Origin of the sequence: Georgenia sp. EYE_87 (genome assembly GCF_023148685.1) — a bacterium.
In the GTDB taxonomy this organism is placed as follows: Bacteria; Actinomycetota; Actinomycetes; order Actinomycetales; family Actinomycetaceae; genus Georgenia.
Window position 1 is genome coordinate 331,497 of the sequence record NZ_JAHXNL010000003.1, and the last position, 18,946, is coordinate 350,442.

Here is an 18,946-nt window from a genome sequence, read left to right on the forward strand (position 1 = left end):
CGGTGGGCTTGTCAGATGGGGGCGTGATGCTCCTATGGGTTGTCAAGCGGCGTTGAGCCATTGGCGGTAGCGGTGAGCGAGGTCGTCATCGTCGCGGCGTTTGCCGCGTTCGATGGTGGAGATGTGCATGGGCCAGACGCCGAAGTGGTCGGCAACGGTCTGCAGTGACAGACCTCGGGTCAGGCGTGCGGGTCTGAGGTCGGTGATGTCGGGCACCGGGGGGCGGTTCACCGGAGTGGTTCACGCTACTGGTGTGGGCGGCTGGCATTCGGCTTCGTGTCGATGTGGTCCATGACGCCTCTATGCCGCCGGCCGCGGTGTCAGCACACGCGGTCCGCCCGGCGCTCAGATTGGCACAACAGAAGGCACAACAGAACGAAAAGGAGTGACGGAACCCCACTCAATCGTTGGGGTCCCGCCACTCTCTGCTGTGCGCGAGGGGGGAGTTGAACCCCCACGCCCTTTCGGGCACACGGACCTGAACCGTGCGCGTCTGCCTATTCCGCCACTCGCGCGCGCTTGAACAGCGAAGGAAACGTTAGCACGCGGGCCGGTCCGCCTCCGAACCGGACGGGCGGCCGGACGCCGTGATCCTGGCCACCTTCGTGGCGGGCCCCGGCGCACCGCCGGGGGCCAATACGGTTGTTCCCAGGCTTCGTCGTTACGATCTTCGTGCCGGACGTGTGCGCCGGTGCCGGGACGGACCCGGCGAGCGAACCCGGGCACCAGTCCGGGACGGACCGCCGAGCCTCACGGCCCGGCACAGGAGCCGGCGCGAGCCGGGCACGATCCGGGCCGCGACCCGCCCCGGGGAAGGAGGTGCGCGATGGGCGTCCTCGACCGCTTCGAGAAGGGCGTGGAGCACGTCGTCTCCGCCGCATTCGCCAAGGCGTTCCGCAGCGAGGTCAAGCCCGTGGAGATCGCCTCCGCCGTGCGCCGGGAGATGGACGACCGCGCCGCGGCCGTCTCCCGCGGGCGCACCGTCGTGCCGAACGAGTTCGTGGTGGAGCTCTCGCCCACCGACCTCGAGCAGGTGGAGCAGTGGGGCTCGGAGGCCCTGGCCGACGAGATGGTCGGCGCCGCCACCGAGCACGCGTCCTCGCAGCGCTACTCCTTCGTCGGCCCCGTCGAGGTCTCCTTCGCCCAGGACGACGCGCTGACCACGGGCCGCTTCACCGTCCGCTCGGCCACCCGGCGCGGCGCCGTCGCCCCCGCCACCTCCGCCGTCGCCTCGTCGCGCCACCCGATCATCGACATCGACGGCCAGCGCTACCTGCTCACCGGTCCGGTCACGGTCATCGGCCGCGGCAGCGAGGCGGACATCGTGGTCGACGACTCCGGCGTCTCCCGCCGCCACCTCGAGATCCGCGTGACCCCGGCGGGCGTCATCGCCACCGACCTGGGCTCCACCAACGGCACGTTCGTCGAGGGGCACCGCATCGACGCCGCCACGCTGGTCGACGGCAACACCATCACGCTGGGACGCACCCGCATCATGTTCTGGACCGGCGCGGACGAGCCCGACGACGACGGCGGACGGTGAACGCTTGAGCGAGCTCGTCGTCACCCTGCTGCGCGTCGGCTTCCTGATCCTCCTGTGGCTGTTCGTCCTCGCGGCGCTGAACGTCCTGCGCAAGGACGTCTTCGGGACGCGCGTCACCGCGCGCGGCCCCGGCCTGCGGCGTCCCGCCCGGCGGACGACGGCGGAGCCCCGCCCGGCCGGGGCCGCCCGCAACGCCCCCACCCGCCTCGTCGTGACGCAGGGCCCGCTCGCGGGCACCACCATCCCGCTCGGCCCCTCCGCCGTGCTGGTGGGCCGCTCGCCCGGCTGCACCCTCGTGCTCGACGACGACTACTCCTCCAACCGGCACGCCCGGTTCTTCCCCAAGGACGGCACCTGGTGGGTGGAGGACCTCGGCTCGACCAACGGCACGGTCGTCGCGGGTGACCGCGTCACCCAGCCCGTGCAGGTCTCGCCCGGGACCCCCGTGCGGATCGGCCAGACCCTGATCGAGCTGCGCCGGTGAGCCCGATGTCCGTCCAGCTCCGCTTCGCCGCCCGCTCCGACGTGGGGCTCGTCCGCGCCACCAACCAGGACTCGGGCTACGCCGGCCCGCACCTGCTCGTCCTCGCGGACGGCATGGGCGGCCCCGCCGGCGGGGACATCGCCTCCTCCGTGGCGGTCGCCCACCTGGCGGAGCTCGACGACGCCCACAGCGCCGACGACCTCCTGGACCTCCTGCGCTCCGCCGTCGGCGCGGCGCACGCCGAGCTCATGGAGCGCTCCGAGGCCGACCCGGACCTCGCCGGCCTCGGCACCACCTGCATCGCGGTCCTGCGGGCCGGCAACAAACTCGCCATGGTGCACATCGGCGACTCCCGCGCCTACCTGCTGCGCGACGGCGAGCTCACCCAGGTCACCACCGACCACACCTTCGTCCAGTACCTCGTCTCCACCGGCCGGCTCACGCCCGAGCAGGCCGAGCGCCACCCCCAGCGCAACGTGATCCTGCGGGCCCTGGGCGACAACGACGGCGAGGTCCAGCTCGACGAGTCCCTCCGCGAGGCCCTCCCCGGGGACCGCTGGCTGCTGGCCTCGGACGGCCTGTTCGGCGTCGTCTCCCACGAGACCATCGCCGAGACGCTCGCGAAGGTCGAGGACCCGGGCGCGTGCGCCGAGGAGCTCATCACCCTGGCCCTGCGCGCCGGCGGGCCGGACAACGTCACCTGCGTCGTGGCCGACGTCGTCGCGGACGGCTCCACGGACGACGACCCCCAGGTGGTCGGCGCGGCGGCCCGCGACCGGCTGCGCGCCACCCGCGGCGGGGGCGGCGCGGCCGCCCGCGCCGCGGCCCTGACCAGCGCCCGCTCACCGTCCCCGGCCAGCCCGGAGGACGACGCCGAGCCCGAGCCGTCCCGCGCCCGGCGGTGGGTGGGGCGCGTGGTGGCGACGGCGCTCGTCCTCGCGACCCTGGTGGGGCTCGGTTACGCGGGCTACTTGTGGACGCAGACCCAGTACTTCGTCTCGCCCTCCGGCGACTACGTCGCCATCTACCGCGGCATCCCGCAGGAGGTCGGCCCGATCCGGCTCGCCAGCCTGCACGAGCGCACCGACCTGCGCGTCGACCAGCTCACGCCCGTGGCGCAGGACCGTCTCGAGAGCCCCATCACCCGCGCCTCGCTGGAGGAGGCGGAGGACGTCGTCGCCAACCTGCGCGAGTCCGTCGCCGAGCCCGAGCCGACCCCGGAGCCCGAGGCGACGACGGCGGAGCCCGGGCCGACCGCGCCGACCTCGCCCAGCCCGTCCCCGGCGACCACGGAGCCGGGCTGATGGCGATCGTCTCCCAGCAGCGCGCGCGGACCGGCCGCGGCGCCGAGCTGGGCCTGCTCGCGCTCGCGCTCGTGCTCGTGGTGGGCGCGTACGCGCAGGTCTCCCTCGCCGTCACCGGCGAGCTGCCGGCCAACCTCGCCACCCGCGCCGGCGGGCTCGCGGTCCTGGCGCTGGGCGCGCACATGCTCGTGCGGTGGAAGGCGCCGTACGCGGACCCGGTGCTGCTGCCCATAGTGGTGGCGCTCAACGGCATCGGGCTGACGATGATCTACCGCATCGACCTCGCCACCACGGCCCGCGGCGGCGACGGCGGGGACGCCGACCGCCAGCTGATGTGGACGCTCGTGGGGGTGGTGGCCGCCGTCGCGGTCCTGTGGTTCCTGCGCGACCACCGGATGCTGCGCCGGTACACCTACACCGCCATGGTCGCCGGCCTCGTCCTGCTCGTGCTGCCCCTGGTGCCCGGCCTCGGGGTGAGCATCAACGGCGCCCGCATCTGGATCCACCTCGGCTCGGCGCTGTCCTTCCAGCCTGGCGAGCTCGCCAAGATCGTGCTGGCCATCTTCTTCGCCGGGTACCTCGTGACCAACCGGGACACCCTGGCCCTCGCCGGGCCCAAGGTGCTGGGTCTGCAGCTGCCCCGCGCCCGCGACCTCGGCCCCATCCTGCTCGCCTGGGGCGTGTCGCTCGCCGTCCTGGTCCTCGAGCGCGACCTGGGCACCTCGCTGCTGTTCTTCGGCCTGTTCGTCGCCATGCTCTACGTGGCCACGGAGCGCCTGAGCTGGGTCCTGATCGGCCTCGCGCTCTTCGCCGGCGGTGCGCTGACGGCCGCCGCGCTGTTCCCCCACGTGGGCGCCCGCTTCGACGTCTGGCTCAACGCCCTGGACCCGGAGGTCTACAACCGCAGCCCCGGTGGTTCCGGCCAGGTGGTCCAGGGCCTGTTCGGGATGGCCTCCGGCGGCCTGACGGGCACCGGGTGGGGCTACGGCTACCCGCAGCTCGTCCCGTACGCGAACTCCGACTTCATCGTCGCCTCGCTCGGCGAGGAGCTCGGCCTGACCGGCCTGCTCGCGATCCTGCTGCTCTACCTGACCCTCGCCCAGCGCGGGATGCGCGCCGCCATCGGCGTGCGGGACGGGTTCGGCAAGCTGCTCGCCTCCGGCCTGGCGTTCGTGCTGGCGTTCCAGGTCTTCGTGGTCGTCGGCGGGGTGACCCGCCTGATCCCGCTCACCGGCCTGACCACGCCGTTCCTCGCCCTCGGCGGGTCCTCCCTGGTCTCGAACTGGATCATCCTCGCCCTCCTGCTGCGCATCTCCGACGCCGCACGCCGCCCCGCCCCGCCCGCGCCGGAGCCCGCCCCCGAGGACGCCGCGCCGGCCGCCCCGGTCGAGGTCGGCGACGACGCCGCCCGCCGCCGGCCCGGTCCCGCTGACGGTCAGGCGACGGAGGTGGTGCAGCTGTGAACCAGCCGATCCGCCGCCTCGCCACCGTCGTCGCCCTGATGTTCCTCGCGCTCATGGTCTCCGCCACGTCCGTGCAGTTCTTCCAGGCCGGGGCGCTGAACACCGACGGACGCAACGTGCGCACCGTCTACCGCGAGTACGGCCGCGACCGGGGCCCGATCGTCGTGGCCGGGGAGTCCGTGGCGTCCTCGAGCCCGGTCGAGGACGTCTACGGCTACCAGCGCTCGTACTCCCAGGGACCCCTCTACGCGCACGCCACCGGGTACTTCTCGACGGCGTTCAACCGCCTCACCGGCCTGGAGCAGACCGAGAACGACGTGCTCAACGGCACCTCCAGCTCCCTGCTGCTCCAGCGCATCCAGACCCTCGTCACCGGCCAGCAGCCGCAGGGCGGCGCCGTCGAGCTGACCCTCGACCCCCAGGCCCAGGAGACGGCCGCGGCCGCGCTCGGGGACCGGGAGGGCGCGGTCGTCGCGCTCGACCCGGCCACCGGGGCGATCCTGGCCATGGTCTCCAGCCCGAGCTACGACCCCAACTCCCTGGCCACCCACGACCGCGAGGACGCCGAGGCCGCCTGGACCACGCTGAACGAGGACCCCGCCGAGCCCCTGGTGAACCGGGCGATCGCCGGCGACCAGTACGCGCCCGGCTCGGTCTTCAAGGTGGTCACCGCCGCGGCCGCCATCGAGGCCGACGGCCTCACCGCGGAGTCCGTCGTGCCGGGTCCCACCGAGCTCACGCTGCCGCAGACCAGCCACGTCATCCAGAACCCGCTGCAGCGGGCGTGCGGCGACGGCTCGGGCGAGGTCCTGCTCATCGAGGCGTTCCGCCAGTCGTGCAACACCACGTTCGCCCAGCTCGCCATGGACATGGGCGAGGACGCGCTGCGGGCGCAGTCGGAGGCGTTCGGCTTCGGCCAGCCGCTGGAGGTCCCCCTGCAGGTCACGCCGTCGCGCTTCCCGGCGGACCCGGCGCCCCCGGAGCTGGCGATGAGCGGCATCGGGCAGTCCGACGTGCGCGTGACCCCTCTGCAGATGGCCATGGTCGCCGCCGCGGTCGCGAACGACGGCGTGCAGATGCAGCCCTACCTGGTGGCGCGCGAGCTCTCCCCGGACCTGGAGGTCGTCGGCACCACCGAGCCGAGCGAGCTGCGCGAGTCCGTCTCGCCGGAGACGGCGGCGGAGCTGACGCAGATGATGGTCGAGGTGGTCGCGAACGGCACCGGCACCCCGGCCCAGATCCCGGGCGTGCAGGTGGCCGGGAAGACCGGCACCGCCGAGATCTCCTCCGACGTCGCCCCCCACTCGTGGTTCATCGGCTTCGCCGGGGCCGAGGCTCCGCAGGTCGCCGTCGCCGTGCTCGTCGAGAACGGCGGCGACGGCGGGACCACGGCCGGGCCGGTGGCGCGCGAGGTCATGGAGGCGGTGCTTCGGTGACGCTCTCGACCCCCATGGCACCGCGGACCGGCCTCGTGCTCGGCGGCCGCTACGAGCTGACCACCCGCATCGCCGTCGGCGGCATGGGGGAGGTCTGGGAGGCCCTCGACCGGCGGCTCGGGCGCACGGTGGCCGCGAAGGTGCTGCGCCCCGAGCTGGTGGGGGACGAGCTCTTCCTGGCCCGGCTGCGCACCGAGGCCCGCAACACCGCCGGCCTGCAGCACCAGAACGTGGCCATGCTCCTCGACCACGGCGAGCAGGAGGGCTCGGGCTACCTGGTGATGGAGCTGGTCCTCGGGGAGACGCTCGCCGACCGGCTCGACCGCGAGGGCACGCTCGCCGCGGACGACCTCGTGCCGCTGCTCGTGCAGGCCTGCCGGGGGCTGCACGCCGCCCACTCGGCCGGCGTCGTGCACCGGGACGTCAAGCCGGCGAACGTCATCATCACGCCCGAGGGCACCGTCAAGCTCACCGACTTCGGCATCTCCCTCGGCGCGAACCAGGCGCCCATGACGTCCGCCGGCATGGTGATGGGCACCGCCCAGTACCTGCCGCCCGAGCAGGCGATGGGCCGGGCGGCCACGCCCGCCGGCGACGTCTACGCCCTCGGCGTGATGGCCTACGAGTGCCTCGCCGGCCACCGCCCGTTCACCGGCTCCACCCAGGTGGACATCGCGTTCGCCCACGTCAACCAGCCGGTGCCGCCGCTGCCGGCCAGCGTCCCCGCGCCGGTGGCCGCCGTCGTGGAGCGGATGCTCGCCAAGGACCCGGCCAGGCGGCCCGCCAGCGCCCTGGCGTGCGCCTGCGAGCTCGAGGCCGCCCTGCACCGGACGACGCCGCGGCGCTCACGGCGGGCCCCGGCGGCCGCGGGCACCCGGCGGGCGCTCCGCGCCGAGCAGCGCGCCGACCGCCCGGACGGGCCGCGACCTCACGCGCAGAGCGGCGGCACCGCGGTCCCCACCCCCGCCGCGCAGAGCGGCGGCACCGCGGTGGCCACCCCCGCCGCGCCGGTCGCCGGGCCGCCCGCCGTCGTCCCCCCCGCCGGCCCGGCCGTGCGGTCCCGGCGGGAGCTGCGCACATCCGGCGGCGCCGCCTCCGCCCCGCTGCCGGTGGAAGTCGTGCCGCGGCGCGGCTCCCGGTGGCGGCTCCCCACCTGGTCCGAGCTGGCGTCCGACCGGCTGTGGCTCGGGGCGATGGCCGTCGTCCTGCTCGTGCTCACGATCCTGCTCGCGGCCGCCCTCGGTAGTCTGGGCGGCGCCGACAGCTCCGCCGCCGGAGGACCGGCGGTTCCCTTTCCCCCGATCTCAGTGAAGGACGACTAGTGGTGGACGAGATCCCGCGCGTGCTTGCGGGGCGTTACGAGGTCGGCGAGCTGATCGGGCGCGGCGGCATGGCCGAGGTGCACATCGGTTATGACAACCGCCTCTCGCGCACCGTCGCGATCAAGGTGCTGCGCTCGGACCTCGCCCGGGACGCCACGTTCCAGGCCCGGTTCCGCCGAGAGGCACAGTCCTCCGCGGCGCTGAACCACCCCTCGATCGTGGCCGTCTACGACACCGGCGAGGAGCAGGTGGCCACCCCGAGCGGCCAGCACATCACCGTGCCGTTCATCGTGATGGAGTACGTCGAGGGCCATACCGTCCGCAGCCTCATCTCCGGCGGTGACCCGGTGCCGATCGAGGAGGCCGTCGAGATCGTCGTCGGCGTGCTCTCGGCGCTGGAGTACTCCCACCGCGAGGGGATCGTCCACCGGGACATCAAGCCCGGGAACATCATGCTGACCCCCACCGGCCAGGTGAAGGTCATGGACTTCGGCATCGCCCGCGCCATGACCGACTCCGCGGCCACGATGACGCAGACCCACGCCGTCGTCGGCACCGCCCAGTACCTCTCCCCGGAGCAGGCCCGCGGCGAGGTCGTCGACGCGCGCTCGGACCTGTACTCCACCGGCTGCCTCCTGTACGAGCTCCTCACCGGCCAGCCGCCGTTCACCGGTGACTCGGCCCTCGCCGTCGCCTACCAGCACGTGGGGGAGACCCCGAAGACCCCGTCCAGCGTCGCCCCGGACATCCCCGAGGTCCTCGACCGCGTGGTGCTCAAGGCGCTCGCGAAGGACCGCAACGACCGCTACTCCGACGCCGCGCACATGCGCGCCGACCTGCTCGCCGCCGTGCGCGGGGGGCGCGTCGAGGCGCCGGCCACCGCGGTCTGGGGCGTCGCCGGGGCCGCCGCGGGCGCCACCGCCGTCACGGCCCCGCTCGCCGCCGCCGAGGCGACCCGGACGATGAGCCCCGCGACGACGGCGACGCGCACGGGCGCACCGGTCGGGGACGACGACGACGACGGGCCGCGCCGGTCCCGCTGGTGGGTGTGGCTCCTCGCGCTCCTGGGCGTTGCCGCCGCCGTCGGCATCGTCGCTCTCGTGCTCGACCAGAACGACGAGCCGCCGCCGCCCGAGATGGTCGCGGTCCCCGACCTGACGGGCCTGGACCAGGTCGGTGCCCGCGAGGAGCTCGAGGACGTGGGGCTCGTTCCCAGCATCGTCGACGACGTCCCGTCCGACACCGTCGAGGCCGGCGTGTTCGTCGAGTCGAACCCGCCCGTCGGCACCGAGGTCGAGGTGGGTGAGACCGTCGAGATCGCGTTCTCCTCCGGCCCGGAGGCCGTCGAGGTGCCGAACGTCGTCGGCATGACGCAGGAGCAGGCGGCGAGCGCCCTGGAGGACGTAGGCCTGGCGTCGGGCTCCGTGGACGAGGTGAACGACCCGTCCGCCGGGCCCGGCGACGTCGTCGCGACCGATCCCGCCGCGGGGGCGTCGGCCGCGCCCGGCTCCCGGGTCAACCTCACGGTGGCCAGCAACCTCGCCGACCTGCCCGACCTGACCGGGCAGACGGAGGAGGAAGCCTCGGCCGCGCTGGCGGGGCTGGACCTGAACGCGCGCATCACCCAGGAGGAGTCGGCCGACGCGGCCCCGGGCACGGTGATCCGGCAGTCCCACCCCGCCGGCGTCGTGGAGCGCGGCACGACCGTCACGCTCACGATCGCCGTCGCGCCGGAGCCCACCCCGGAGCCGACGACGGCGGAGCCCACCCAGGAGCCGACGGACGAGCAGCCGACGGAGGAGCCGCCGACCGACGAGCAGCCGACCGACGGCGGCGGCAACGGCTGAGCGGCACCGCACCGGTGGGTAGCCCCGCCCGGGTGGGTAGCGCCGCCCCGGTGGGTAGCGCCGCCCCGGTGGGTAGCGCCGCCCCGGTGAGGGGCCTAGCGCCCGACGAGCGGGGCGAGTCCCTCTGCCCTGGCGACCGCGCCGTCGTCGCCGGTGACGGCCAGCCAGTTGGCGAGCAGCCGGTGCCCGCCCTCGGTGAGGACGGCCTCGGGATGGAACTGGACCCCGTGCAGCGGCAGGGTCCGGTGCTGCAGCCCCATGACGATGCCGTTCGCCGTCTCGGCGGTGATCTCGAGCTCCTCGGGCACGGTGTCGCGCACGACGGCCAGCGAGTGGTACCGGGTGGCCGTGAACGGGGTGGCGAGGCCGGCGAAGACGCCGGCCCCGGTGTGGGTGACCTCGGAGGTCTTGCCGTGCATGAGCTCCGGTGCGTGGCTGACGACGCCGCCGAAGACCTCGCCGAGTGCCTGGTGCCCCAGGCACACCCCGAGCATCGGCAGCGCCCGCGCGGCGCAGGCCTCGATAACCTCCATCGACGCGCCCGCCTCCTTGGGCGTCCCCGGCCCGGGCGAGACCAGCACGCCGTCGTAGCCGTCGAGGCTGCCGGGGAGGGCGTCGTTGCGCAGCACGGTCGTCTCCGCGCCCAGCTGCTGCAGGTAGCCGACGATCGTGTAGACGAAGCTGTCGTAGTTGTCGACGACGAGGATCCGGGACATCACTGCGCTCCCACGGTGCTTGATGCTGAGTGGCGGCCCCGGGAGGGCCGCACCACAGGCCTACCACGACCGGCTGGCCGGGTCACGCCCGGTCCGCCGCTGACACGTCCTCGCGGGCTCATACGTCCTCGAGCACGTCGGCGTGCTGGAGGGTCATCGTGCCGGAGTACGCCGGCAGCTCCAGCTCGGCCTGGGTGGTCATCGACCAGCCGAGGCCGACGGCGTCGACGTACTGCAGGTAGACGGAGACCCCGGGCGAGGACCCGAGCGAGGAGCTCAGCTCGTCAGGGTCACCGACGGCTTCGATGACGTAGGGCGGGGAGTACGTGCGTCCGGCGATGTGGAGCACGTTCCCCACGCACCGGACCCCGGTGGTGGAGACGACACGATGGCCCTGGACGCTCATCGCCTCCGCGCCGCCGGCCCACAGGGCGTTCATCACGGCCTCGAGGTCCTGCTGGTGGACCACCAGGTCGTCCGGGGCGAAGCCCTCCTGCGCGGCGCCCTGGGGCGCGTCCCAGAGCCGTACCTCGACCCCGGGCCCGCGCACCGCCTGGAGGGCGAGCGTGGACGGGTCCGCCTCGCCGTCCGCTCCCGCCCCGTCCGCGGGGGCGTCGTCGCCACCGTCCCCGAGGAAGGGGGCGATGTCCGCCCGCAGATCGGCGTTCTCCTTCTCCAGACGCTCCAGGCGCTCGGCCTCCGCCCGCGCCAGGCCCTGCAGATCCTGGGGCTGACGCGTCTCCTCGCCGGCGAAGACCGACGCGTTCGCCGCAAAGAGCAGCCCGGCCAGGAGACCGACGACGCCGGCGCCGACGGAGAGTCGCGAGACGCGACCGGGGCGGTCGTCCGCCTCTCCCGCACCGTCGGGGTCCGGCGCAGTGGCCGCGGGGGGACCGTTCACCAGCTCCTCCTCCCCGGCCGACGCGCAGGCGTCGGTGAGCCGCGTCTTTCGCGTGCGAGACTACGGTAGGTGATCGGCACGGCCCGCGGGGTCGCGCCCCGACTTCGTGCCCGGCCGCGGGCACATGCACGTGGGCCTCCCGCCGGGGAGCGCTCGTGAGGAGTAGCAGGATGCCCGAGTCCAAGAAGCGCAAGAAGCCCGACGAGAAGGGGCACGAGCCGCGCCCCGCGGCGGTTCCCGCCGTCAGCCCCCGTTGGTGGGCACCGACGATGGTCACGCTCATGGTGATCGGTCTCGTCTGCGTCGTGCTGACCTACCTGACCAAGGGCAACCTGCCCGTCCCCGGTCTGGGGAACTGGAACCTGGCCATCGGCTTCTCGATCATGATCGTGGGCTTCTTCATGACCCTGCGCTGGCGCTGACGCAGGTCTCACCGCTGCTCGGCCGCGGCTCGCCCCGGGCACGACGCTGCCACGGCTCGCCCCGGGCACGACGCTGCCGCGGCTCGGCCCGGGCACAGCGCGCTGCCGGTCCGGTGACAGCTCGGCCGACCGCGGGGCGCGCACCGTTGCGCCACCCGGGCCGTCGCGCGCCGGGGCCGGTGCACGTGGGCCGCCGCTAGCGAGGCGCAACCTCGGTGGCGTGGCGTGGCGATGCTGACGCCTCCGGGCGTGGCACCGACAAACCTGACGCTCGGTGACATGCATGACCAGGCATCGCCGGCGCGTCGCCTGCACCGGCGCAACCCGGCCCTCGCTCACGACAAAGACGTCCAGGCACTTCGCCCAGCACCTCCCTCTCAACTCCTCTGAGTCCGCCGTCCCGTCCTTCTGAGTCCGCCGTCGGGGCGGGCGGAGCACACTCGCGGGCGCTCCGCCGGGCAACCGTGTCACGTGCACTGACTCGCGTCGAACGCGCGTACCCACAGACTTATCCCCACCTGGGGATAATCACACGTGTGTAAGTTTCCACCGCTGTGTGTACAGCTGTGGATAACCGGGCCCGGTCGGTCCACAGGTGTGCAGAACGATGTGGAGAACTACACGGATGTAAGTTCCTCCGGCCCACGTGGCCTTGGCGGGCGTGAGCCGCACGCTGGTGCCGCCCGGCCCGGTAGCTGGACGTCTCCGGCGGTTCGCGCGAGGCGCTGGGCGACCTCGCTGCACCGTGTGGGTCCGCTGCGCACATGTCCACAGCCCCTCGTGTGGAAACCGCGGCCGACACGGAGCCGGGATTGTGGACAGGCAATCACCTCGTCGGGGGAGAACCTCGCGCACGGCCCGAACCCGCCGTCGCGGTCACGCCACGCCGGATGCTCAGAGATGGCTCGCTCAGCCGCGCGCACCACGGCGCGAGCGAGCGCCCGAGAGGGTGCACAGCGACACGGCGGTCCTCGGTGCGCGGGGGCGAACCTCGAGCGGGCGGTGCCGGGGGAAGGGACTCCGCGGCCCGGGCGGCGCCCTCAGCCCAGCAGGGGGGCGTAGCGCGCGACCACAAGCGCCACGAGGATGACGGCGACCCCCACCGTGGCGGCGACGCCGACGAGCGTGCGCCGGTCCCGCGGCGCGTGCGCGTACGCGAGGGCGAGCACGGCGCCGGTGATTGCCCCGCCGAGGTGCGACTGCCAGGAGATGCCGGCGAAGACGAAGCCGAGGAAGAAGTTCAGGGCGATGAGGATGAGGATCTGGGTCGCGTCGCGGCCGAACTTCCGCATGACGATGAAGATGGCCGAGAAGAGCCCGAACACAGCACCCGACGCACCGACGACGGAGGTGCTCCAGGACGGGTCTGCCGGGCTGGCCAGCAGCAGCACTGCCACTGACCCGCCGAAGGCGGAGAGGAGGTACAGCGCCGTGAAACGCCATCGCCCCAGCGCCGGCTCGAGGACCGAGCCCACGATCCACAGGGCATACATGTTGAGTGCGAGGTGCAGGGTGCCGCCGTGGAGGAATGCGGAGGAGAGGAACCGGTAGGGCTCCTGCACGCCCAGGGCCGGCATGAAGATGAAGCTGCCGGTGACCGTGAGACCCGGCACCCGCTGGGCGAGGTAGAGCACCACGCACAGCGCGATCAGAGTGATCGTGACGACCGGCCGTCCACCCCGTGCGCGTCCACCGAGCACGGTGCGCGTCACGGGCATCCTCGCCCGGGCCTCGTTGACGCAGTCGACGCACTGGATCCCGACGGGCGCGGGGCGCTGACACTCCGGGCACGCCGGGCGCGCGCAGCGCTGGCAGCGCACGTACGAGACGCGGTCGGGGTGACGGGGGCAGACCGGCACCTGCGGGGTGCCGATCTGCCCGTGTGCGTGCTCGGTCATGCGACTACTCGGTGACGGTCACCGAGTTGATGGTGATGTCCTCCACCGGACGGTCCATCGCCCCCGTGTCGGTGCTGCCGATCTTGTCGACGACGGCGCGGGAGGCCTGGTCCACGACCTTGCCGAAGATCGTGTGCTTGCCCTGCAGCCAGGTGGTCGGGGCCGTCGTGATGAAGAACTGGGAGCCGTTGGTGCCGCGGCCCATGCGCTTGCCGGCGTTCGCCATCGCGAGCACGTAGGGCTCGGTGAAGTTCAGCTCCGGGTGGATCTCGTCGTCGAACTGGTAGCCGGGGCCGCCGGTCCCGTTACCGAGGGGGTCGCCGCCCTGGATCATGAAGTTGGGGATCACGCGGTGGAAGATCGAGCCGTCGTAGAGCGGACGCGTGGTCTCCTCGCCGGTGGCCGGGTCGGTCCACGTCCGAGCGCCCGTGGCCAGCTCGGTGAAGTTCTTGACCGTCTTCGGCGCGTGGTTCGGGTAGAGCTCGACGGTGATGTCGCCCGCCGAGGTGTGCAGAGTGGCTTCCATGCCCCGATCCTTGCACGGCCCGCCCCCTCGCGGCACGGCGGGTCCGTCCGCCGCCGTCGGGTCGGGACCTCCGGCCGCCGTCGGGTCGGGACCTCCGGCCCAGGAGCCGCCGCGCTCGCGCGCCCTCCTCGTCGCCAGACAGGATGGAACCGTGCGAGCCTGGGCGCGTTCGACCAAGAGAGTGCAAGATGGATCGCAGTGGAGCGCGTCACCAGACTGGTGCGCGCCGCCGCACGGATTTGTCCTCGAGACGACCAGGGAGAGCACATGTTGCGCAAGCGCAAGGCCATCGTGGTGGTAGAGCCGGAGCACAAGTTCGACGCCGAACGGTTGCGCAAGCAGGCCGCGGCGCTCGGCGCGGTGGCCCAGGTGCAGGCCGCGCAGGCGGCCAAGCAGGCAGCCGTCGCCCGCGAGCAGGCGGCCCACCTCGCCGAGCTCAGCAAGGACTGGGCGACCCCGCGCGTGGAGGCCGCGGCCGCCTGGGCGGGGCCGAAGGTCGACAAGGCGTGGAGGGAGACCGTCAAGGCCACCGCGCCCAAGGTGGAGCACGCGACCGAGCGGGTCCGCCCCGCCGTCGACAACGCGTACGAGCGGATCGTGGACGACTACCTGCCCCGCGTGCAGAAGGCGATGCACGACGCCGCCGACGCCGCCGCTGGGGGCGAGGGCCTCTCGGGCAAGGCGAGCAAGGCCGGCCGCGCGGCGCGCAAGGCCCTCTCCGAGCCGCCGCAGAAGAGCCACGGCCTCGGCAAGACCCTCGGCTGGGTGCTGGTGGGCACCGCGGCGGCGGGCACGGGCTACCTGCTGTGGCGGCGTAGCCAGCCGGTCGACGACCCGTGGGCCGAGGAGTACTGGGAGGACACCACGGTGACCTCGCCGGCCGCCTCGACGGAGTCCGGGACCGCCGGCGGTACCGCCTCGACGGTGAAGGAGAAGGTCGGCGAGGCGAAGGAGAAGGTCGCCGGCGCGGCGGACTCCTCCGGCGCGAAGCCCGGCCAGACCTGGGAGGCGGACACGCCCCGCCCCGGCCAGGAGCACAAGGTCGAGGACCAGGGTCCGAGCGGGACCACGCCGGCCCCCTGACGGCCGAGCCTGCCGGGTCCTGCACGGACCACCGATCACCTGGACGCGGCCCCTTCGGGGGCCGCGTTCGTCGTCCCGTCAGGGATCCGGGAACCACCGGCGCGCTGTCGATCCTCAGCTTCGTCACGCGCGCCCGCCACCTGCCCGCGACACGACCGAGGCCCCTCCCTCGGGCGGGAGGGGCCTCTCGACTGCGGTGGAGCCAACGGGACTCGAACCCGTAACCCCCTGCTTGCAAAGCAGGTGCGCTACCAATTGCGCCATGGCCCCGCGTGCCCCGTGGGGCGCGGTGGGAACTACCCGGTCACCTGGGGGGCTGCTCGCCGAAGCTGTCGGTGACCTCCGCCCACAGGTCCCGCTCCTCGCGGTCCTGACGGACCTTGATCCAGGCGACGTACCCCGCGATCGCGGCGGTGGTCAGCAGCAGTGCCTTCTTCACGTCGAACCTCCTGTGATGCCCCTCGGGGCCCGCAGGGGCGGTGCGGGGTGGGCCTAGCTGGACTCGAACCAGCGACCTCTTCCTTATCAGGGAAGCGCTCTAACCGACTGAGCTATAGGCCCCCGCCTACCCGTCAGGACCGGTGAGGTCCTCGGGGGCGTGCGCTGTGCGCGCGTGCAAGACTATCCCAGGGCCCGCCCTCGTCCCAAACCGGTGGGCGGCCGGGTGATGAGACTCACGGGCGCCGGTCAGTCGTCCGTCAGGGTCATGTGTAGCCCGCCGACCAGCGCGGCCACGATGTTGTACAGGAACGCACCGATCGTGCCGAGCGCGGTCAGCAGCAGGATGTCCACCACGCCGACGATCGTGGCGAAGGACATCACCCGGTCGAACTTCACGTAGTCCATGAGCTGCAGGAAGCTCTCGGAGCCGATCGACACCAGCAGGTCCTCGATGTCGGCGAAGACGTGCATCGAGTCCAGCACGAACCACACCAGCGCGGCGGCGACGACGATCATGATGCCCAGCGCCACCGACAGCAGGAACGAGAGCTTCATCGCGGACCAGGGGTCGATGCGCGAGATCGACAGCCGCACCCGGCGGGGCCCGCCGGCCACCGGCCGGGCGGCCGCGCCGCCGGAGGCCGTGCGCGGGACCTCGCCCGGCGACGGCGCCGACGTGGGCGAGCCCGCGGAGCGGTCGGCCGGCCCCTCCCGGTCGGCCGGGCCGGCGAACCGGTCGGCCACGCTGCGCCGGAGCGTCTGCGTGCGCGAGAGGTCCTCGTCCGGCGACGGCGGGGGCGGCGGGGTCACGCCGTCCCGCCCCGGGGTGGTGGTGCTCATGCGTCTCCTCCGTCAGTGGCGCCGGCGGCTTCCTCAGGGGACGACGCTACCCCGTCGGCGTCCTCCGGCGTCGACCCCGTCACGGCGGTGTCGCCGGAGGCCGCGGTCGCCCCGGTGGCGGGCGTGCCCTCGACGCCGACCTCGGCGTCGACGTCGCGCTGGACGTTCCGGGCGACGGCGATGATGCGGTCACCCTTGTCGGGTCGGGCGAAGGTGACGCCCTGGGTGTTCCGGCCGGTGAGGTTGACCTCGCCGACGGCGGAGCGGACGATCTTGCCACTCTCCATGATGACCATCACCTCGTCGTCGGGGGCGGTGAGGAGCGCCCCCACGAGGTCCCCGCGGGCCTCCACGAGGTTGGCGACCTTGATGCCCAGGCCGCCGCGGCCCTGGACGCGGTACTCGGACACCGAGGTGCGCTTGGCAAAGCCGCCCTCGGTGACCACGAAGAGCGCGGAGTTCTCGTACCAGTCGCGCAGGACGTCCATGGCGAGAAGCTCGTCGCCGTCGCGGAACTTCATGCCGGTCACGCCGGAGGTCGCGCGCCCCATCGGGCGCAGCGCCTCGTCGGTCGCGGTGAACCGCAGCGACTGGCCCTTGCGGGAGACCAGGAGGAGGTCGTCGTCGGGGTCGACGAGCCGCGCGGCGATCACACGGTCGGGGTTGCCGTCCTCGTCCTCGCGCAGGTTGATGCCGATGACACCGCCGGTGCGGTTGGTGTTGTACTCCTGCAGCCGGGTCTTCTTCACCAGGCCGCGCTGGGTGGCCAGGACGAGGTACTCGGCCTGGTCGTAGTCGCGCAGCGCCACCACCTGGGCGATGCTCTCGCCGGGCTGGAAGGCGAGCAGGTTGGCCACGTGCTGGCCCTTGGAGTCGCGGCCGCCCTCGGGCAGCTCGTACCCCTTGGCCCGGTAGACGCGGCCGAGGTTGGTGAAGAAGAGCAGCCAGTGGTGCGTGGTGGTGACGCCGAAGTGCTCGACGAGGTCGTCCTCGCGCAGCTGCGCGCCCTTCACGCCCTTGCCGCCGCGGCGCTGGGAGCGGTAGCTGTCCGTCCGCGTGCGCTTGGCGTACCCGCCGCGGGTGATCGTCACGACGATCTCTTCCTCGGGGATGAGGTCCTCGATGGACATCTCCCCGTCGAAGGGCACGATCGTGGTGCGGCGCTCGTCGCCGTACTTCTCGACCGTCGCGGCCAGCTCCTCGCCGACGATCTCGCGCTGGCGCGCGGGTGAGGCGAGGATGGCCTTGAAGCTGCGGATCTTCGCCTCCTCCTCCTCGTACTGCTCCATGATCTTCTGGCGCTCGAGGGCGGCCAGGCGGCGCAGCTGCATCGTCAGGATGGCCTCGGCCTGGACCTCGTCGATCTCGAGGAGCTCCATCAGGCCGGTGCGGGCCTCGTCCACGGTCGGGGAGCGCCGGATGAGCGCGATGACCTCGTCGAGGGCGTCCAGCGCCTTGAGGAGCGCGCGCAGGATGTGGATGCGCTCCTCGGCCTTGCGCAGCAGGAACCGCGTGCGCCGGACGATGACCTCGATCTGGTGGTTGACCCAGTGCCGGACGAAGCCGTCCAGGCTCAGGGTGCGGGGCACGCCGTCGACCAGGGCGAGCATGTTCGCCGGGAAGTTGTCCTGCAGCTGGGTGTGCTTGTACAGGTTGTTCAGCACGACCTTGGCGACGGCGTCGCGCTTGAGGACGATGACCAGCTTCTGGCCGTTACGACCCGAGGACTCGTCACGGATGTCGGCGACGCCGGTGATCCGCCCGTCCTTGACGCCGTCGACGATCTTCTGCGAGAGCCGGTCGGGGTTGACCTGGTACGGCAGCTCAGAGACCACGAGGCACTGACGGCCCTGGATCTCCTCGACGGTGACCACGGCGCGCTGGGTGATCGACCCGCGACCGGTGCGGTACATCTCCTCGATGCCACGCCGGCCCAGGATGGTCGCGCCGGTCGGGAAGTCCGGGCCCTTGATCCGGAGCATGAGCTCGCCGAGGAGCTCCTCCTTGGTGGCCTCGGGGTGCTCGAGGAACCACTTCACGCCGTCGGCGACCTCGCGCAGGTTGTGCGGCGGGATGCGGGTGGCCATGCCGACGGCGATGCCCTCGGAACCGTTGACCAGGAGGTTGGGGAACCGGGCCGGCAGGACGACCGGCTCCTGGTTGCGGCCGTCGTAGTTGTCCTGGAAGTCGACGGTGTCGGAGTCGATGTCGCGCACCATCTCCAGGGCGAGCGGCGCCATCTTGCACTCGGTGTACCGCGGGGCCGCGGCGCCCAGGTCTCCGGGTGAGCCGAAGTTGCCCTGGCCCGCGACGAGCGGGTAGCGCATCGACCAGGGCTGGACCAGCCGCACCAGGGCGTCGTAGATCGAGGTGTCGCCGTGGGGGTGGTACTGCCCCATGACCTCGCCGACCACGCGCGAGCACTTGGAGAAGCTGGAGTCGGGGCGGTAGCCGCCGTCGTACATCGCGTACAGCACGCGCCGGTGGACCGGCTTGAGGCCGTCGCGCACGTCCGGCAGGGCGCGGGAGACGATGACGGACATCGCGTAGTCCAGGTAGGAGCGCTGCATCTCCAGCTGCAGGTCCACCTGCTCGACGCGGTCGCGCACGGCGACCTGGTCCTCGGTGCCCTCCGGCTGCTCGGTGGGGCCCTGGTCCTCGGGTGGCTGGGTCACTGGTGTCCTTCTCGTCCTCGTCGGTCACGTCCGGGCGGCGGGGCG

The 18,946-nt window shown here is 72.9% G+C and carries 17 protein-coding genes and 3 tRNA genes; 9 read left to right on the forward strand and 11 right to left on the reverse strand.

What is annotated here, in order from left to right:
• Nucleotides 1-42 precede the first annotated feature (42 nt).
• On the reverse strand, nt 43-216 hold the full coding sequence (locus KZX45_RS07310) for a helix-turn-helix domain-containing protein (RefSeq protein WP_248257065.1): 174 nt from the start codon (nt 214-216) through the stop codon (nt 43-45).
• Nucleotides 217-431: 215 nt separating this feature from the next.
• Nucleotides 432-515, reverse strand: a tRNA-Leu gene (locus tag KZX45_RS07315).
• A gap of 311 nt (nt 516-826) precedes the next feature.
• Between KZX45_RS07315 and KZX45_RS07320 the strand changes: the two genes are divergently transcribed.
• The 7 genes from KZX45_RS07320 to pknB are packed head-to-tail and all read left to right on the forward strand — an operon-like array spanning nt 827 to nt 9,399.
• Entirely contained in the window at nt 827-1,543 is a 717-nt protein-coding gene (locus KZX45_RS07320; RefSeq protein WP_248257066.1) for a DUF3662 and FHA domain-containing protein, read from the forward strand.
• Between the two features lie 4 nt (nt 1,544-1,547).
• Nucleotides 1,548-2,027 carry an FHA domain-containing protein gene (locus tag KZX45_RS07325; RefSeq protein WP_248257067.1) on the forward strand — a complete coding sequence of 160 codons (480 nt, stop codon included), beginning with the start codon at nt 1,548-1,550 and terminating at the stop codon, nt 2,025-2,027.
• A gap of 5 nt (nt 2,028-2,032) precedes the next feature.
• Nucleotides 2,033-3,331, forward strand: coding sequence for a PP2C family serine/threonine-protein phosphatase (locus KZX45_RS07330; protein WP_248257192.1), 1,299 nt, complete (start codon nt 2,033-2,035; stop codon nt 3,329-3,331).
• Nucleotides 3,331-4,794, forward strand: a complete 1,464-nt coding sequence (locus KZX45_RS07335; RefSeq protein WP_248257068.1) for an FtsW/RodA/SpoVE family cell cycle protein — start codon at nt 3,331-3,333, stop codon at nt 4,792-4,794. The genes KZX45_RS07330 and KZX45_RS07335 overlap by 1 nt, the downstream gene beginning before the upstream one ends.
• Entirely contained in the window at nt 4,791-6,230 is a 1,440-nt protein-coding gene (locus tag KZX45_RS07340; RefSeq protein WP_248257069.1) for a penicillin-binding protein 2, read from the forward strand. The genes KZX45_RS07335 and KZX45_RS07340 overlap by 4 nt, the downstream gene beginning before the upstream one ends.
• 14 nt (nt 6,231-6,244) lie before the next feature.
• Entirely contained in the window at nt 6,245-7,552 is a 1,308-nt protein-coding gene (locus KZX45_RS19895; protein ID WP_282453374.1) for a serine/threonine-protein kinase, read from the forward strand.
• 2 nt (nt 7,553-7,554) lie between these two features.
• Nucleotides 7,555-9,399, forward strand: coding sequence for a Stk1 family PASTA domain-containing Ser/Thr kinase (gene pknB / locus KZX45_RS07350; protein WP_248257070.1), 1,845 nt, complete (start codon nt 7,555-7,557; stop codon nt 9,397-9,399).
• Between the two features lie 95 nt (nt 9,400-9,494).
• Here the strand turns inward: pknB and KZX45_RS07355 are convergent, their stop codons facing one another.
• A complete protein-coding gene (locus KZX45_RS07355) occupies nt 9,495-10,115 on the reverse strand; it encodes an aminodeoxychorismate/anthranilate synthase component II (protein ID WP_248257071.1) in 621 nt (206 codons plus the stop codon).
• 118 nt (nt 10,116-10,233) lie between these two features.
• On the reverse strand, nt 10,234-11,016 hold the full coding sequence (locus KZX45_RS07360; RefSeq protein ID WP_248257072.1) for a DUF881 domain-containing protein: 783 nt from the start codon (nt 11,014-11,016) through the stop codon (nt 10,234-10,236).
• 170 nt (nt 11,017-11,186) lie between these two features.
• On the opposite strand from KZX45_RS07360, the gene KZX45_RS07365 reads away from it, so the two are divergent.
• A complete protein-coding gene (locus KZX45_RS07365) occupies nt 11,187-11,438 on the forward strand; it encodes a cell division protein CrgA (protein WP_248257073.1) in 252 nt (83 codons plus the stop codon).
• A gap of 1,040 nt (nt 11,439-12,478) precedes the next feature.
• On the opposite strand, the gene KZX45_RS07370 is transcribed toward KZX45_RS07365, so the two are convergent.
• Complete coding sequence (locus KZX45_RS07370) at nt 12,479-13,336, reverse strand: rhomboid family intramembrane serine protease (protein ID WP_248257074.1); 858 nt, start codon at nt 13,334-13,336, stop codon at nt 12,479-12,481.
• 4 nt (nt 13,337-13,340) lie between these two features.
• The gene (locus tag KZX45_RS07375; RefSeq protein ID WP_248257075.1) at nt 13,341-13,862 is read right to left on the reverse strand and encodes a peptidylprolyl isomerase; all 522 of its coding nucleotides are present in this window, start codon (nt 13,860-13,862) and stop codon (nt 13,341-13,343) included.
• A 267-nt stretch (nt 13,863-14,129) separates the two neighbouring features.
• Here KZX45_RS07375 and KZX45_RS07380 point away from each other — a divergent pair, with 267 nt between their 5' ends.
• On the forward strand, nt 14,130-14,945 hold the full coding sequence (locus tag KZX45_RS07380; RefSeq protein WP_248257076.1) for a hypothetical protein: 816 nt from the start codon (nt 14,130-14,132) through the stop codon (nt 14,943-14,945).
• A 197-nt stretch (nt 14,946-15,142) separates the two neighbouring features.
• On the opposite strand, the gene KZX45_RS07385 is transcribed toward KZX45_RS07380, so the two are convergent.
• From KZX45_RS07385 to gyrA, 5 genes are all read right to left on the reverse strand, one after another.
• A tRNA-Ala gene (locus KZX45_RS07385) sits at nt 15,143-15,215 on the reverse strand.
• A gap of 34 nt (nt 15,216-15,249) precedes the next feature.
• Nucleotides 15,250-15,384 carry a DLW-39 family protein gene (locus tag KZX45_RS07390; RefSeq protein ID WP_248257077.1) on the reverse strand — a complete coding sequence of 45 codons (135 nt, stop codon included), beginning with the start codon at nt 15,382-15,384 and terminating at the stop codon, nt 15,250-15,252.
• Between the two features lie 48 nt (nt 15,385-15,432).
• Nucleotides 15,433-15,506, reverse strand: a tRNA-Ile gene (locus KZX45_RS07395).
• Nucleotides 15,507-15,632: 126 nt separating this feature from the next.
• Nucleotides 15,633-16,226 (reverse strand): DUF3566 domain-containing protein, encoded by a 594-nt coding sequence (locus tag KZX45_RS07400; RefSeq protein WP_248257078.1) that lies wholly within the window; start codon nt 16,224-16,226, stop codon nt 15,633-15,635.
• A complete protein-coding gene (gyrA, locus tag KZX45_RS07405; protein WP_374112566.1) occupies nt 16,223-18,901 on the reverse strand; it encodes a DNA gyrase subunit A in 2,679 nt (892 codons plus the stop codon). The genes KZX45_RS07400 and gyrA overlap by 4 nt, the downstream gene beginning before the upstream one ends.
• Nucleotides 18,902-18,946 lie beyond the last annotated feature (45 nt).